At 43.4% G+C, this 17,119-nt stretch carries 15 protein-coding genes; 6 read left to right on the forward strand and 9 right to left on the reverse strand.

Annotated features, from left to right (window positions below; all coding sequences use genetic code 11):
- Nucleotides 1-127: 127 nt before the first annotated feature.
- From R7P72_RS18330 to R7P72_RS18345, 4 genes are all read right to left on the reverse strand, one after another.
- Nucleotides 128-1,168: a YcjF family protein gene (locus R7P72_RS18330; protein ID WP_213907187.1), complete on the reverse strand. Its 1,041-nt coding sequence runs from the start codon at nt 1,166-1,168 to the stop codon at nt 128-130.
- Nucleotides 1,165-2,541 carry a YcjX family protein gene (locus R7P72_RS18335; protein ID WP_318110740.1) on the reverse strand — a complete coding sequence of 459 codons (1,377 nt, stop codon included), beginning with the start codon at nt 2,539-2,541 and terminating at the stop codon, nt 1,165-1,167. The genes R7P72_RS18330 and R7P72_RS18335 overlap by 4 nt, the downstream gene beginning before the upstream one ends.
- A gap of 256 nt (nt 2,542-2,797) precedes the next feature.
- On the reverse strand, nt 2,798-2,983 hold the full coding sequence (locus tag R7P72_RS18340) for a hypothetical protein (RefSeq protein ID WP_005376906.1): 186 nt from the start codon (nt 2,981-2,983) through the stop codon (nt 2,798-2,800).
- 174 nt (nt 2,984-3,157) lie between these two features.
- Nucleotides 3,158-4,675, reverse strand: coding sequence for a fumarate hydratase (locus R7P72_RS18345; RefSeq protein WP_005376905.1), 1,518 nt, complete (start codon nt 4,673-4,675; stop codon nt 3,158-3,160).
- A gap of 270 nt (nt 4,676-4,945) precedes the next feature.
- Between R7P72_RS18345 and pabB the strand changes: the two genes are divergently transcribed.
- Nucleotides 4,946-6,310: an aminodeoxychorismate synthase component I gene (gene pabB / locus R7P72_RS18350; protein ID WP_318110741.1), complete on the forward strand. Its 1,365-nt coding sequence runs from the start codon at nt 4,946-4,948 to the stop codon at nt 6,308-6,310.
- Nucleotides 6,311-6,675: 365 nt separating this feature from the next.
- Here pabB and R7P72_RS18355 read toward each other — a convergent pair whose 3' ends face one another.
- Both R7P72_RS18355 and R7P72_RS18360 read right to left on the reverse strand, forming a co-directional pair.
- Nucleotides 6,676-8,376, reverse strand: a complete 1,701-nt coding sequence (locus R7P72_RS18355) for an ATP-binding protein (RefSeq protein WP_005376903.1) — start codon at nt 8,374-8,376, stop codon at nt 6,676-6,678.
- 7 nt (nt 8,377-8,383) lie between these two features.
- A complete protein-coding gene (locus tag R7P72_RS18360) occupies nt 8,384-8,923 on the reverse strand; it encodes a heme NO-binding domain-containing protein (RefSeq protein ID WP_005376902.1) in 540 nt (179 codons plus the stop codon).
- 231 nt (nt 8,924-9,154) lie between these two features.
- Between R7P72_RS18360 and R7P72_RS18365 the strand changes: the two genes are divergently transcribed.
- The 5 genes from R7P72_RS18365 to R7P72_RS18385 all read left to right on the forward strand — a co-directional run bounded on the left by R7P72_RS18365 (nt 9,155) and on the right by R7P72_RS18385 (nt 15,301).
- Nucleotides 9,155-9,754, forward strand: coding sequence for a CoA pyrophosphatase (locus R7P72_RS18365; protein ID WP_005376901.1), 600 nt, complete (start codon nt 9,155-9,157; stop codon nt 9,752-9,754).
- Nucleotides 9,755-10,099: 345 nt separating this feature from the next.
- Entirely contained in the window at nt 10,100-11,353 is a 1,254-nt protein-coding gene (locus R7P72_RS18370) for an aromatic amino acid transport family protein (RefSeq protein ID WP_005376900.1), read from the forward strand.
- A gap of 97 nt (nt 11,354-11,450) precedes the next feature.
- Entirely contained in the window at nt 11,451-12,812 is a 1,362-nt protein-coding gene (locus R7P72_RS18375) for an L-serine ammonia-lyase (protein ID WP_005376899.1), read from the forward strand.
- A gap of 211 nt (nt 12,813-13,023) precedes the next feature.
- Nucleotides 13,024-14,739 (forward strand): EAL domain-containing protein, encoded by a 1,716-nt coding sequence (locus tag R7P72_RS18380; RefSeq protein WP_031778938.1) that lies wholly within the window; start codon nt 13,024-13,026, stop codon nt 14,737-14,739.
- Nucleotides 14,740-14,833: 94 nt separating this feature from the next.
- A complete protein-coding gene (locus tag R7P72_RS18385; protein WP_318110742.1) occupies nt 14,834-15,301 on the forward strand; it encodes a GNAT family N-acetyltransferase in 468 nt (155 codons plus the stop codon).
- A gap of 89 nt (nt 15,302-15,390) precedes the next feature.
- Here R7P72_RS18385 and queD read toward each other — a convergent pair whose 3' ends face one another.
- The 3 genes from queD to R7P72_RS18400 form a co-directional block, all read right to left on the reverse strand.
- Nucleotides 15,391-15,762, reverse strand: a complete 372-nt coding sequence (gene queD, locus R7P72_RS18390; protein ID WP_167394193.1) for a 6-carboxytetrahydropterin synthase QueD — start codon at nt 15,760-15,762, stop codon at nt 15,391-15,393.
- A 339-nt stretch (nt 15,763-16,101) separates the two neighbouring features.
- Complete coding sequence (locus R7P72_RS18395; protein WP_153993878.1) at nt 16,102-16,263, reverse strand: hypothetical protein; 162 nt, start codon at nt 16,261-16,263, stop codon at nt 16,102-16,104.
- A gap of 277 nt (nt 16,264-16,540) precedes the next feature.
- A complete protein-coding gene (locus R7P72_RS18400; RefSeq protein WP_115386134.1) occupies nt 16,541-17,092 on the reverse strand; it encodes a hypothetical protein in 552 nt (183 codons plus the stop codon).
- Nucleotides 17,093-17,119 lie beyond the last annotated feature (27 nt).

Consider the following 17,119-nt stretch of genomic DNA (forward strand, 5'->3'; position numbering starts at 1 on the left):
ATCTTCACATAAGACTTCAAGACGCACTTAAAATATCCCAATTCACAACTGTCAGGAAAAGTTGACAGTAGTTTCTATCATGCTTGGAATGGCGTCAAGCAATCCTATCCATCAAAGTTGATATTCGTTACGGTTTCATCGTAATTGATGCAACTTTCGCCGCCACTGCCTTGCGTATGGTGCCCAACTTAACCTGACGGTCAGGATACCAGGGTAGTGGACGCAATAAGGTCATCGCTTTCAAGCCCAAACGTGCCGTTAGAATACCAACACCTAGTCCCTGCCCCGCACGAGCAGAAACTTTGCCAGCAAGATCCATCGACATCAAATCCATACTGGCATCAATAGCGAGCTCACTGGCACCAGCCGCCGCCATATTGACAAATACCGCTCTTAGTAACTTGACGCGAGATGCATAACCTAGCTCTACCCCATATACCTTGGAGAGGTTGTCGATCATTTTGAAATTTCGCCAAGCCACCAGCAACATATCAGCGGCAGCCAGAGGGCTCACGGCGACTAGGGCCGCACACTCGGTTGCGTGCTGTGATACGATTTTCGTTGCCAACTTGTCTTGTTGGCTCACCACCATCGAGTCATACATATCAAGAATTTCAGCGTCACTATGAGCAGGGTTAATACTGTTCTGCCAACGATCAAAGCCCGGATTCTCTGCCATCACACCACTTTGTTCTGCTACGGTTTCGCAAAAGTCTTTCCCTTTCCCAACGCTCTCACTATTAACAAGTGCTTCTGCTTCTTCTTGAACACTAAAATGATTTCGTAGTTTTCGCAGTTTCCAAAGCTCTTTACCCATAGCTCCTAAACCAAGCGAAGCGATCGCAGCAATAAACCCCGTCCAGCTTAAGGCCAGCCAATCAGAAGCCTGAATTGCGGTTATAACCGAGTCCACCGCTTGCCAGCCAACCAAACCAGCAAAAGTTGCAAATGCGCCAGTCGCGAGCCATTTTCTGCCCGATTTTGGACGAATGACATGCTCGAGTTGCAATTCCTGTTCGGTCTCTTGGTGCGCTTCTTTAACTTCAACAGGTACAAATGTTTCTTTTTCGCCGAATGTTTGCTGCGCCGTCAACTCCGGTTGATTCGATTGCTGATCTTTTTCCATTACTTTTTCAGAGAAAACTTGTGTTTGCTTCAACTCACTCATTTCAATTTATCTCCAATCAGGTAATCCAGTGCTTTGTCTAAGCGTATGTGCTTCACTGGCTCATCATTCGGTGAGGGCATCGGACGAAACGACGTAAAATCAAACCCGTTGTTTTGCCAATAAGCTGCATTTGGTAGCTTTTTCGGCACCTCTCCGGGAAACACAGTCATCGGCTCACCACCCAATGTTGTTCCTTGTAACGCCGGGATGGTCTTATCTCCAGAGGAAATAAACCCCGTCGTGGTTGCTTGGATGGAAGCGATACTCATGCAGCTCATCTCAATATTCTCGTAGGCTGCCGTTTGCCATGCTGGATGCACCATTTGTTGGAGCAGAGACACCAAATTTGGGTGCTGATCGGGCGTGATATGATCCGCTTTTGTAGCAGCAAACAACACTTTGTCGATTTTTGGTGAGAACAAACGACGCAAAAAGCTACTACGACCATAGCGGAAGCTATGCATGATCTGTTCTAGCGCTTGGCGCATGTCGTAAAACGCTTCATCACCGGCATTGAGAGGCTGCAAACAATCCACCAGTACAATCTGGCGATCGAAGGTCGCAAAATGATGCTTATAAAACGCTTTCACTACTTTCTGTTGGTATTCCTGAAAACGGGCTTCTAGCATCGCTAAGTTACTGCCCTTGGGCGCTTTGCTTTCCGAATCAGCACGACACGGAAAAAACTGTAGCACCGGCGCGCCTGCTAGCTCACCAGGTAATACAAAGCGGCCAGGCTGAACCCAATGAAGGCCAGAGTCTTTACAAGAATGAAGGTACTCTGTGTATGTGTGTGCAACTTTCTCAAGTAGTTTCTCATTCACTTCTGCAAAGAGATCCACTTTCTCCAGTTCAGAAAGCCAAGCTTTGGCTAAATCGCCACGCTGGCCTTTAAGTGCATCAAACTGAGTTTGCGACCACGTTGCAAAGTCCATGTCCAATAAAGGCAGGTCGAGCAACCACTCTCCTGGATAGTCGATAATATCAACATTTAAAATTGCGGTTTTACTCAACAGCTTTTTCGTAGTTTTATTTGGTTTGTACTTGAGCGCTAAGCGAATCTCACTCACATCACGTGTCGGTACTGGCCACTGAGGTGGAGTCGCATGAATTTGGCTCATCGCCTCATCGTAAGCAAAGCGTGGCACCATCATATTCGATTGAGGCTCACGCTTCGCCCCAATAAGGCGCTTATCTCTAGCCGCAGTCAAAAGAGGCAAATTGTCATGGGTTGCAGTATGAAGAAGCTGATTCACTAATGACGTGATGAATGCCGTCTTACCGGCACGAGAAAGTCCGGTGACAGCAATTCGAACATTAGAGTCCATACCTCTGTTGATAAAGTCATTAACTTCTTTCTTTATTCTCTTCATTACGCTTCTTTATCTTACTCCACTTTAAAACAACGTTGTCAGCGACTTCGAATTTCGATCTATGAATACTGTTCTATCCCGAATTCTATGAGTTTAACTTTATATACCTTAATAAAAGATGAACAAAACATCCGGCTTGATGCTGTATTAAAAAAAGAAAAGCCCCTGAGTGGTTCAGAGGCTTACTTAATCTACAGCATTAGTAACTCTATATGCGCTGATTACTATGTTAAACAGGAACCCGCTTTCTTTAAGCCTAGTCGTCTTCGATTAACTTATAGATAACAAATAGAGCGATTTCCAAAATCAACCACAACACACATGTGATGGTCACGTACTTTTCATCAAAGATGCTGATACCGTGAAGAATCAAGTCATAGCCAACAAAGCCACCTATCACTACAGCAAGAATAATTTGTAGAATCTGAATAAAACGAGGCATGCCGTCTCCTAATTATTGTTCGCATAACGTTTGATTGCTATGCCTAAAGGTTTATATCCTTAATTATATAGACAAAAAGTGCAGGTTTCGCTGCACTTTTGTCAATTGTTTGCTAGGTAAATCAGCACCTTGTCACATTCTCTCTACTGAGACGCAGCAAGATTGCCCTTTGCCTTATGCTTCCATCTCTTGAATTTTCACTTTCCAAGTGTCTGGACCAATTTGGTGCGCGTTAACACCATTTGAGTCGACGGCCACTGTTACTGGCATATCTTCAACTTCAAATTCGTAAATCGCTTCCATACCTAAATCTTCAAATGCGACAACGCGAGCTTTCTTGATCGCTTTCGCCACCAAGTACGCAGCGCCACCTACAGCCATTAGGTAAACCGCTTTGTGATTCTTGATAGATTCAACCGTTGCAGGGCCACGCTCAGCTTTACCGATCATGCCCATGATGCCGGTCTTTTCTAGCATCATGTCGGTGAATTTATCCATACGCGTTGATGTTGTTGGGCCAGCAGGACCAACGACTTCATCACCAACTGCATCGACAGGGCCTACGTAGTAAATGAACTTGCCGTTTAGATCTACGCCTTCAGGTAGACCTTCGCCATTATCTAGCATGCCTTGAATACGTTTATGCGCAGCATCACGACCAGTCAGAATTTTACCTGATAGAAGAACCGTTTCGCCTGTCTTCCACTCTTGTACTTCTTCTTTAGTAATTGTGTCTAAGTTTACGCGACGCGTATTTTCGCCCGCTTCCCAAGTGATATCTGGCCAATCTTCTAGTTTAGGTGGTGTTAGCTCTGCTGGGCCGCTGCCATCAAGTGTGAAGTGTACATGACGAGTCGCCGCACAGTTCGGGATCAAACAAACAGGCTTAGAAGCCGCGTGCGTTGGCGCCGTTTTGATTTTGACGTCGACAACAGTCGTCAAACCGCCGAGGCCTTGCGCGCCGATACCAAGTTTGTTCACGCGATTGAATATATCAAGACGAAGCTCTTCTTCTGCGTTTTGTGGACCACGGTCGATAAGCTCTTGAATATCGATATGCTCCATCAGAGATTCTTTTGCCAGTACCGCTGCTTTTTCAGCCGTACCGCCAATACCAATGCCAAGCATGCCAGGAGGACACCAGCCCGCCCCCATTGTTGGTAGCGTTTTTTCTACCCACTCAGCAATATCGTCAGATGGGTTTAGCATCACCATCTTAGTTTTGTTTTCACTACCGCCGCCCTTCGCAGCGATCTGAATTTCAACTTTATCGCCCGGAACCATGTTGATATGTACGACGGCAGGCGTGTTGTCTTTGGTATTAATACGTTTACCGGCAGGATCCATAAGTACTGACGCACGCAACGGGTTATCAGGGTTCGTGTACGCTTGTCGAACACCTTCATCTACCATCTGCTGAACCGTCATGTCGGTCGAATCCCATTGCACGCCCATACCGATGTTGACGAAGCACGTCACAATACCAGTATCCTGACAAATTGGACGGTGACCTTCTGCGGACATTCGAGAGTTAATTAAGATCTGAGCAATCGCGTCTTTAGCGGCTTGGCTCTCTTCGCGGTGATAGGCTTTTTCAAGAGCTTGAACAAAGTCTAGCGGGTGGTAGTAAGAAATATACTGTAGCGCATCAGCGACACTGCTGATCACATCCTGCTTGCGTATTACCGTCATTACATGCCTCGTTATAGTTATGCTTCCATTATTGGCTTGGCTTCAATCGTGTTTGTTGAGCTTATTGCTCTTTTGAGCTTCGTTTTTTATAAACAATTGTCGAACGGCTGATATCGACACACGAAACGCTGAAGTTGCCTACTTGTAAACCATCTCAAAACCCTATGAATAGAGGGAGTTTGGCTACACAGAGGAATATGATACTCTTGCTGCCCATGACATGCCATGCAGTGAACGATCTCTTTGTCACAAATTACACAAATGAACAACATGGACAATCAATTCATTGATTTTAAAGCGCTGGAATACGCACCAGAGTTTGCTCTTCACCTTTTTTCTCGCATTCAACACCAGCCTTGGGCGATGTTGCTGCGTTCTGCATCAAAAACGCATATCGATAGCCGCTTCGATGTATTGGTTGCCAACCCAATTGCAACGTTAGAAACCACTGCCGACAACACACAAGTTGAAACGCCATCGAATGCCTATTCAACTCAAGATGACCCATTTGCGCTGCTTCATCAGTTGCAAGAACAGTGGCTTCCTCACGTTGAGTTAAATAAGGAGTTGGATTTGCCTTTTGTTGGTGGTGCGCTCGGTTACTTCAGTTACGATTTAGGTCGCCGCGTAGAAACGATGCCAGAAGTGGCAGAAAAAGATCTCAACACGCCGGATATGGCGGTAGGTCTGTATGAATGGGCCGTCGTTGTTGACCACAAGCTTAAAAAAGCATGCTTAGTTGGTCAGAATATCGAGCAAGCTTGGCAGTGGTTAAACGAGCAAAAAGCAGAACAAACCGTTGACTTCGCTTTGTCTGGTGCTTGGCAGTCAAACATGACGAAAGAGAGCTACGCCACTCGCTTTGACAAGGTGCAAGAATACTTGTTGAGCGGTGACTGTTATCAGATCAATTTGGCGCAGCGCTTTAACGCACCGTATCAAGGCAGCGAGTGGCAAGCGTATCTGAAATTGGAGTCCGCCAACCAAGCGCCATTCTCAGCGTTTATCCGTATGCCTGAGTCTTCGATTTTGAGTATCTCTCCAGAGCGCTTTTTAGAGCTCAAAGATCGCGTCATTGAAACGAAACCAATCAAAGGTACTCGACCACGCAGCGAAGATCCAAAGAAAGATAACGCTAATGCCCATGACTTGCAGAGAGCGGAAAAAGATCAGGCAGAAAACCTGATGATTGTCGATTTGCTGCGTAATGATATTGGTCGGGTTGCATCACCGGGTAGCGTTCACGTGCCAAAGTTGTTCGATATTGAAAGCTTCCCTGCCGTGCATCATTTGGTGAGCACCATTCGTGCAAATTTGGATGAACAATACGCTCCTGCGGATTTGCTGCGAGCGTGTTTTCCAGGCGGTTCAATTACGGGCGCACCTAAAGTTCGCGCAATGCAGATTATTGAAGAACTGGAGCCGCATCGACGCAGCGCGTATTGCGGCAGTATTGGCTACATTTCACGCCATGGTCGTATGGACACCAGCATTACTATCCGAACTCTTGTAGCGGAAAAAAACAAACTTTACGCTTGGGCTGGCGGCGGCGTCGTGGCAGATAGCGATTGCGCCTCTGAGTATCAAGAAACGTTGGATAAGCTTTCAAAGATTTTGCCAGCGCTGCAATCGTAGGTTTCAACAGCACACAACGCCGCTTTAATGCTATTGACGAAAACAATCTAAAACGCCTCCAGAACGGATAATGCCGCTCATTTAACAGCGAGTGGCATATTTCTGTATCTCATCACCCTGCACAGCGACGAAAGAGCGTGATACAGGTTCTTCTATTCAAGCACTTTGTGGTCAAATTTGTTTCATTATCCGCTCGGCGTGCTGCTACTAGATTCTTAGTCTAGCCAAGGCTCGCTAGAATGACCCAAAAAACATCGTTAAATGATCGGCATTATCCAGTGTGGTGCGCTTTTTTGTGTGTTTTATTTGCATGTACTTTAGCTTTTAGCCGTTGGCCAACAAACATACTTTTTAAGAGGCAGCGTCTACTGCTCAAGCCACTTACACATAATCTGTTCGATATCGGTTGCGGTGTACGGCTTAGTGAGGATGTCGTCCATGCCTGAATCAATACACTTTTGACGCTCTTCGATGGTAGTGCCAGCGGTTAATGCAATAATAGGATGAGTAAAGCCACGCTCTCTCAGATACATCGTCGCCTCATAACCATCCATTTCTGGCATTCGGCAGTCCATGAATATCAGTTCGTAGTCTTTACTTTTCACCGCTTCTAATGCTTCTTTGCCGTTGGCTTTTAAATCAGGTGTAATGTCGAGTTTTTTCAGCATTTGAGTAACAATGACTTGATTCATTCTGATGTCATCAACCACTAATATTGAGCGTCCTGCTAAATCGCTTCGCTCTATGGTGACCAATTCCCCCTCTGCTGTGCCTTGTGCTTGCCCTTCCTCAAGAGGAATAGCAACTTTAAAAGTTGTCCCTTTGCGCTCTTCACTCTCAAAGCTAATTTGACCTTGCATCAAATCCACGAGGTTTTTACAAATCGCGAGACCTAAACCTGAGCCTTCAAAGCTGCGTTTCGCCGAGCGATCAACTTGGACAAATGGGTCAAAGAGTGACGGCTGTGCTTTTATTGGGATGCCAATACCAGTGTCTTCAACCTCAAAATAAGCCGTGCCGTTAAGCCATTCCACACGTAACACGACACCACCCAAGTGAGTAAACTTAATCGCGTTTCCCACCAAGTTAACCAAAATTTGTGTAATGCGCTCTAAGTCACCGACTAAAAATTCAGGGATCCCCAGCTTTTTGTCGATAGAGAAATGGATGCGTTTTTCCGCAGCCTTAGCTGCAAATACACCCATGATGGCTTTTTCAAGCTCCTCCCAGGCAAAAACTTTATGTATGATTTCCATCATACCGGCATTCATCTTACTGAAATCAAGAAGATCATTAATGATAACTCTCAATAAGTCCCCTGATTGAGTCAAATTGCTCAAGTATTGACGCTGCTCTTCTTCTAATTGGGTTCGACTCAATAACTCCGCACTACCCAATACGCCATTGAGAGGAGTTCGCAGCTCATGGTTAATCATGGCGACAAACTCCTTCGTCGCTTTTTCTGATTCCTCAGCCCGCTTTCTCAGCTCGACCTCTCGCTCTAAACTTAAGTGTCGACCAATAACACCATGAACTAAGTCAGACACGAGCTCCATCTGTTTGGAAATAAAAGACTGATCGATTTGATCTTGCAACACGGAGAAAATCAACTCCCCAACCGTTTCCCCATCAATGATAACTGGCAAATGCAAATTCTCTCCCTGCCAATTAGGAGTGGTGAAAATCTCGTTGTTATGACGAAGCTGTAAGTGACCAAAGTGATGACGACGCAATGAGCTCAGCTTTGTAGCGTCAAGAAACAAGTAAGCCGCAGAAATGATCGAGTTAGAAGTGAGCTGCTCAATAAAGCTCGCTATCATTGCTTCATCGAACGTGCTCGATAAAAAAGTACGACCGAACTTAATCAACGTCGCATCAATTTGCTCTTCAAACTCAAACTTACGAAGATCCTTTTTAGATTTCAGCTCCAGCTTTTTCAATGCAACACTGAGTTGCTGGTTGGATTCATATAACTCTAAGCTTTTCTGTTCCAACAGCTGCTCAGCTGCTTTTCTTGATGCAACTTCTCGTTTGAGTTTCCTTTCTAATGAGGAACTTCCCGTCATATCGTTCTTATTGAGCCTCTAACCAAAAACGTACTTTGCTACCATCTTCTGACTGATTTTGATGTTTGATATGAACTACCTCACCAAAATGCGCAGCACAGCCTTTTATCAATCCTAAGCATACGTGAGACATACATCTTGCGCTGTGGTAGTCAAATACCAATTGGGATTGATTTTCACTAATGAAATCAAATTGCGGAGGGTTAGCATCAGGATAGAGCTTCTTAACTTCGACATGAATAAAGTCTTCAACATGGCGAACAAATTGAAACGTCGTTTCACACTGTTGCAAACTGGCGTGACTAGGAATGGAGCGAAGTAAATTCAAAAAGACGCACTCTCCAAACACTTCTTGCAGTTGCTCGGGGGGAACACCAGATACTTTACTGAGATTCACGATCAACTTAACCAAGTCTTTGTGATCGTAACTACCAACAGCGGTGTAAACACCTTCATCGTTAGAAAGATCGAGAACTTGGTCTAACATATCAAGACCGAATTTCTCTTCTACTAACTCCATGAACTCGGTGAAAATAATCCCTTTCATTGGCCAATACTTGTCCTATAGTGACGTCCTAAAATAAAGAATGGTGTATAACCTTATAAGTTTCAAATTAATATGTTCAAGCAGAGTGAGACACACAACACAAAGAGGGAAAGTGCTGGCGAGTGCTTTAATGCGAATGTTTTATTTGGTAACCAGTAACGATAACGCCATACGCTTTGCCGTCTTTGAGTATAATAAATAATGGTTAGGCACGATAAATAAGGACTCAGTTTGGTTATCGACAAAACTCATTTACTACAGAACTTTCAATTTCGGCTTCCAACGGGCTACCACAAAGAGTCCCTTGCACGACTGAAATGGATGAAAGAAAAGTCCCTGAGAGATGCGGCAGTCTTAATCGGTTTTGTGGAACGCGATGACGGGTTACAAGTCATTCTGACTAAGCGTGCAGCCCACTTACGCCATCATCCGGGACAAATCAGCTTTCCCGGTGGCAAATATGAGCAGGAAGATATTCAGCTCGTGAATACCGCTTTAAGGGAAACCAAAGAAGAAGTTGGGATAGAAGATGAGCATATTCATGTGTTTGGTCAACTGCCTACACTACCAACGATTAGTCAATTTAATGTGACACCTTTTTTGGCTTTTGTTTCTCCGGAATATAAAACGCATATTGACCCAAATGAAGTAGAGTCAGTTTTTGAGGTTCCTGCCAACCATATTCTGAACCCCAAAAAATTGTATAGCACCAAATTTGACCTAAAAAGAAGCAGTCATCGTGTATTTGCTATCCCATATAGACAGCATTTCATCTGGGGCATGACGGCACAAATTATCGAATCAATGCAAAAACATATTATTTCACATTAAACAGTTGTTGATATCGGTGCTTTTATAGGCGCGATCATTATGCGCATCAATATTAATAAAACGTTGCTTCATAAACATTCATTCACATTAGATTAATTTTCCATTTTCACCGCAAACGCTTGCGGTGAAATAAATTTATACAAACAGCCCTATTGATAAGTTTTTCTAATTTTACTCATTAGCAGAAATCACGAGTAGCACATCATTTTCGTGATAAAAAGCAGGTTTTTGACATATCATTCAATAAGCGTAAGCAATAAATGATTTAGATCTAATTTTCCTAGTGTAAAATCTTGCAAAATTACTCCCGACTTATTTCCTGTTCCCAAAATGAGTAACTAAAAAATGAATACAACTACTTCTGCGGTTTCTACCGCACAATCGTCTAGTAAGTTTTCTTACAAAGACTTTACCTGGTGTCTGTCCCTTTTTGGTACGGCAGTAGGTGCAGGTGTACTGTTCCTTCCTATTAAAGCAGGTGCAGGTGGCTTCTGGCCATTAGTAATCCTAGCCCTAATCGCAGCACCAATGACTTGGTTCGCACACAAATCTTTAGCTCGTTTCGTTCTTTCTGCGAAAAACCCTGAAGCGGACATCACCGACACAGTAGAAGAGCACTTTGGTAAGACTGGCGCAAACCTTATTACGTTCGCTTACTTCTTCGCTATCTACCCAATCGTACTTATCTACGGTGTTGGTATCACAAACACAGTTGACTCTTTCCTAGTTAACCAAATGGGCATGGAATCTATTCCTCGCTGGCTACTTTCTGGTGCACTTATTGCTGCAATGACAGCAGGCGTAGTATTCGGTAAAGAGCTTATGCTGAAAGCAACTTCAGCAATGGTTTACCCTCTCGTGTTCATCCTACTAGCACTGTCTGTATACCTAATTCCTGGTTGGAACACTTCAATGATGGAAGTGTCGCCTGACTGGGGTGCAATGCCAGCTATCGTTTGGCTAGCAATCCCTGTTATTGTGTTCTCTTTCAACCACAGCCCAATCATTTCTCAATTCTCTAAAGAGCAACGTCGTGTATACGGTGATGACGCAGTTAAGAAAACTGACACTATCACTGGTGGCGCAGCAATGATGCTGATGGGCTTTGTTATGTTCTTCGTTTTCTCTGTTGTACTTTCTCTGTCTCCAGAGCAACTAGCAACGGCGCAAGAGCAAAACATCTCTGTTCTTTCTTACCTAGCAAACGTGCATGAATCTCCACTGATCTCTTACATGGGTCCATTGGTTGCTTTCGCAGCGATCACCTCTAGCTACTTTGGCCACTTCTTAGGCGCGCACGAAGGTCTAGTTGGTCTAGTGAAATCTCGTTCAAAATCACCAGTAAGTAAGATCGAGAAGATGTCTCTAATCTTCATTGTAATCACAACTTGGATCGTTGCTATCGTTAACCCAAGCATCCTAGGTATGATTGAAACAATGGGTGCACCGATGATTGCGGCAATCCTATTCTTGATGCCAATCTTCGCAATGCAAAAAGTTCCTGCGATGGCTAAGTACAAAACTTCAGCACCTGTGCAAATTTTCACAGCAATCTGTGGTCTTGCTGCAATTAGTTCTGTAATCTACGGCGCTCTTTAATCATCTCTGCCCAGTGCAGTATGATTAATCCAAAAATATAACGATAAAATTAAGCCTCCCAACTCCCCTTGGGAGGCTTTCTTCTGAGGTAATCGATATGATTAGTGTTTTTGATATCTATAAAATCGGTGTTGGACCTTCAAGCTCACACACTGTAGGCCCAATGAAAGCGGGTAAAGAGTTTATTGATGATCTTCGTGCAATGGGAAAACTGCGCGACATCACTAAAATCACCGTTGACGTTTATGGATCACTATCACTGACAGGGAAAGGTCACCACACAGATATTGCTATCATCATGGGTCTTGCAGGCAACACTCCTGAGAAAGTTGATATCGATTCTATCCCGGGCTTTATTGCTCGTGTAGAAGAAACTGAACGCCTTCCCGTTGGCATGCACTGTCACACAGTATCGTTCCCACGTGAAGGTGGAATGAACTTCCACAAAACAAACCTAGAGCTACACGAAAACGGCATGCAGATCCACGCTTGGATTGATGACGAAAAAGCGTACTCAAAAACTTACTACTCTATCGGCGGTGGTTTCATCGTTGATGAAGAAAATTTCGGTAAAGAAGCTGAGAATCCAGTAAAAGTACCTTACCCGTTTACAACGGCAGAGGAACTGGTTAACCAATGCCACGAAAGTGGATTGTCCATCAGCGCACTAACCATGAAGAATGAGCATGCGCTTCATTCAGATGAAGAAACTCGTACTTATTTCGCGAACATCTGGCGCACAATGCGCGAGTGTATGGATCGCGGTATGAATGAAGAAGGTATTTTGCCTGGTCCACTGCGTGTGCCTCGCCGTGCAGCAGCACTTCGCCAGCAGCTACTTACTTCAGAAAAGACAACAAACGACCCAATGTCTGTTGTTGATTGGGTAAACATGTTTGCTTTCGCAGTAAACGAAGAGAACGCAGCAGGTGGCCGCGTTGTTACAGCACCAACTAACGGTGCGTGTGGCATCATCCCTGCGGTACTGGCTTACTACGATAAGTTCATCCAAACTGTGACTGAAAAAGATTACATCCGTTACTTTGCAGCTTCTGGCGCAATCGGAGGTCTTTACAAGCGTAACGCGTCTATCTCTGGTGCAGAGGTTGGCTGTCAGGGTGAAGTTGGCGTGGCATGTTCTATGGCAGCAGCAGGCCTTGCTGAGCTTATGGGTGGTAGCCCTGAGCAAGTATGTATGGCAGCAGAAATCGCGATGGAGCACAACTTAGGTCTAACGTGTGACCCAGTTGCAGGTCAGGTTCAGGTTCCATGTATTGAGCGTAACGGTATTGCGGCAGTAAAAGCAATCAACTCTACTCGCATGGCACTACGTCGCTCTTCAGCTCCAACTGTTTCTCTAGATAAGGTTATCGAAACCATGCTAGAAACAGGTAAAGACATGAACGCGAAATACCGCGAAACATCTCAAGGTGGTCTAGCAATCAAAGTGATTTGCTAACACGCCTTTCTGAATACCAATCAAAACCCGAGTCTGTGCTCGGGTTTTTTTATACCTAAAAAACCCAGGAAAATGCGTTATCAGGACAAGTAAAAAAAACCTAAAACGTTGAATATATCCAAATATTATGGATATCTCAGTAAAAAATCACATCTCTTCCCTAGCTTTATTGATAACGTAGCCAAAAATTAAACTTGGAGCACATCAACACATGATTAGGTTTGAAATTGGAAACCAAATCTGCGTTTGCTTGTCCGAAAACGAAATATCTCTAGAGCTCAATCAGTCACTCCACCACTCCATTCCTGTCAACCCAAATGAGTACGCCATTCTGTCAACTATCGCCACATACGGCAGTTTAAATACGCCGATTAGTCAGCGGTTAATAGAAAGCAAAATCACTCAACAATACAAAATGACACTGCCTGAAAATGGCTTTAAAAACGCGGTGGCCGCTCTAAGAAAGAAATTTCGCAAGCTCACGGAAGAACATTTAACCACTAACAAAAACATTATCGAAAACATTCACCGGACCGGATACTTCATCCCTTTTACTATGCAAAACAACCACCAGAATGGCATCGAACATCAACAGAAGATCAATCAATACACAACCAATAGTCTTCGCAAAGCGCTTCGTATTTGCCTGCGTAATAAAAAGATCTATTCAGAAGCAATGTGGGTTGTGTTGATCACTGCGATCATTTTCTTTGCTATCTGTTACTACGCGATAAACAGCATCGTTAAACATAATTATCTGGATAACGCCTTCGAAATTGCAGAGAGCCTTTCCCGCAGGAGTTGCTTTGCTAATGAAAGCGAACTGAAGTCGCTATTTGATAATGTGAAGTTGGTGGAATCGAGCATGATGCTAGATCGTTTCAATATTCGATGCTTAGTCACTCCAGAAACCGTTGTCCCTGTCAGCAAAAAAGCCTTTGAAGAGTGGAGTAACAATAACAATTACACCACCCAATCATTTGACTTAAATAACGCAACTGTTTTGGTTCGTGTTAAAAACATTAACTTATCCGACAATGTTGAAAATCATATTTCACGTTTTTTTCTTTCTGGTATGAAGCTATCAACGAATACCGGAACGTCGTTAGAGATTGGTAACACCAATGAACGCTTTTTCAATTATCACGTAAAGAATAGTGGCTATAAAGAGGTGTATTACATCTCTGGACCGTTTCAAAGTATCATTCTACTGAGCTTACTTTTTCTCATTATACTGCGTCACCGCTCCCTACAAGCCTTTATGGCTTACTTGTGCGCAATTCGACAATTCAAAATAAAACTGGAGCCGATTTATAACACTTCGGCACAAAAGATTGTGCACTACGAAGCCCTCTCCCGGTTTAAGGTAAAAAATACGCAACGGTTTATTGAAACACTGATCCGCAATGGATTGCTGCTAACTCATACCTTACTGGTGATTGATTCCATCTACACCAAACAAAAAGCGTTGCCCATCCCTATCAGCATTAACGTTTGTCCTTCTTTGCTGCGAGGGCGTAACTTTTCAATCCTATATAGAGAGCTATCTAATCGGGATTGCCGTTTGCTGACAATCGAAATCACAGAAAATGCATCGATGTACTATACCTCTGAGATTTATGGCAATGTCGCAAAACTAAAAGCTCTGGATTGTAAAATCAGTATTGATGACTTTGGCACCGGCAATAATAACGTGGCGCTTATCAGCAAGCTGAATCCGGACTACCTCAAAATCGACCGAGAATTTGTTATTGGCCTAAAATCTGATGATAAAAAGATAGAAACCTTGCGTCAGTTAATTGCTATGGGCAATACGTATCGCTGCACGGTCATTGTTGAAGGCGTAGAAACGGCAGACAGTGCTCACTTACTCACAACATTGGGCGCCTATATTCACCAAGGTTATTATTACCCTCTTCATTGCTAGCTTTTCTTCACTCGGTTAGTTACTTAAAATAGATTTAATACTCTATAAAAACTCGTGGTGGCATAACGGTATGCCGCCAATTTGTGATTGAGCGATGATTGCGATTAAACCCACCAAACTGAAAGAATTTTCAAGTTTGATGCAATTGGATGTGCAAGAAGAGCAAAAAGGATTTTTTACACCGTTTGAAATGGCTTACCAAAAACGCAGTAAGTCAGAGGCGTTCTTTACGATTTATTCTGATGACCTATTAGTAGGCTATCTTGTTATCGATAAAGGTTTCTCCCAACATGCGCCGTTTGCTAAACGATACGAACTGGAGCTTAAATACTTGATGATTGATCAACGTTTCCAACGTCAAAGGGTTGAGAGTGAGGCATTGCGTAAACTGTTCCTTTATGCGTATACCATTAACCCTAAAAGCACCTCTCTTTGCGCCACTGTCCCACAAAGTCAGCAATACGCTATCAGTTTTCTTGATGCGTGCGGATTCATTAATACAGAGGAAACAACATTGGGTGATAATGAAAAAGAATGGATTCTACGACACCCATTAAGTTAGCTGGTGAAGCATAATCAAAATTGGGCCATTCAGACACAACAAAGGCAAGCTTCTCGCTTGCCTTTGTTTAATGCTCAATAGAAAGTGACTTATTCGCCTTTGTAAATACAACCCGCTGTGCACGTTTCTTTGATTTCGACTTTACTTAGCAGTGGTAAGCTTGGCTTAAGCTGCTGCCAAATCCATTTTGCTAACACTTCGCTAGTCGGGTTCTCTAACCCTTCAATGTCGTTTAGGTAGTAATGGTCTAAGCGATTGTAAATTGGTTTAAATGCAGCTTTGATCTCTGCAAAATCCACTACCCAACCTGTATGTGGATCAACTTCACCTTCTACATAAAGACGAACAAGGAAAGAGTGTCCGTGCAAACGACCACACTTGTGACCTTCTGGTACGTGTGGCAAATGGTGTGCTGCTTCGAACATAAACTCTTTGTATATTTCTGACAAATGGGATGACAACTTTTTAAACCTCTGTTTTATATAGACTTTTACAGCTATCAAATAGTGTGTATATGAACTCATATACACGCCTATATACACACTGTATTTTTTCGTGCTCCCCGATATACACACAAATCGGCGTGATTTAAGAAAAGGATCGGGCAAACACGAAACGATAATGTGGTCATTATCGTTGGCTGAGAGGCAATGCGCAAGTGAGTAAAACTTATATACACAATATCCGGCCACCAGCTACACGCAACAAAAAAGGGAACGCTGTCACGTTCCCTCAATCGTAGTAAACTAGATTCACATTCATCATTGATAGCGGCTGAATTGCCACAAAAAGCATACTTGTTAAGAATCTTCTTTTTGGTTGTTGTTAGTAAACTTGACTGCCTCTAGCAAACTGGCCGCTTTCATCACTGTACGCTGTATAAATTCCTTCGCAGCTTCGTCCAAAGCCTCACATTCCATAAGCGTAGCGACCACTCTAAGGTCATTTGATGTATATTTCATTTTATTGTCCTCCTAAGCCGAGTGGTTTACTGTCAAATAATTTACCAAAGAATTAGCAAGTGCTAAATAATGAAAACAATAGAATTGACTCCCAATATGAATGCTATTACTTAACGCAATATGTACATCATTTCGTATAAAAACAACAAATTGGAAACGCGCATAAACTACCAGACACCTGATCGCATATCCAGTAATTTATAACCATAAAGTGTGACTTTGTTATTACTATTTGATAGAAAGCAAAAAGCCGCAATTTAGCGGCTTTTTATGGCATTTAGATGTTTATTAGCGCTCTGGAACGGCATATTCTTCGAATTTCGGCTATTGCTGCGCTGGTGGAATCACCCTTGATTTTCTCGTAGATACAGTCATCGGTTTGGGCTGCAATTTTGGCTTGAGCCTCTTCTATCTGACGCTCAATTTTGTCGCGATCAAGGTTAGTAACCAAATCACCATGAACACCCAACTCAACCTCATAGAACTTGCAAACCTTATACTTTTCGATTTGCTCTTTTAGCTCCACCTCACGCATTGCACTATTAAAGTCAAGTTCCGACTTACCAAAGCCATGCATTTCAGCAACTTTGGCTCTGCCATATTCAAGCGCTTCTTCATCCGACAAACCATTATCAACACCTTGCGCAACATTGATTTTAAAGTCACGCGAGTACAGTTTGCTCTCCATCAAACGTGCATAATGATAATCATACGGGTTTCGTTGTTCCGTTACCGTCGGGCAACGTGGTAGTTGCGCTGCGGTGGCGCACGACGCGCCACCAGCTAAACCCAAAATCATTGCTGTTAAAATGCTTTTACTAGCGATCATTTTAGATCTCTCCATACTTCTTTTCTA

Origin of the sequence: Vibrio sp. Vb0888, from assembly GCF_033338835.1 — a bacterium.
GTDB classification, from domain to species: domain Bacteria; phylum Pseudomonadota; class Gammaproteobacteria; order Enterobacterales; family Vibrionaceae; genus Vibrio; species Vibrio alginolyticus.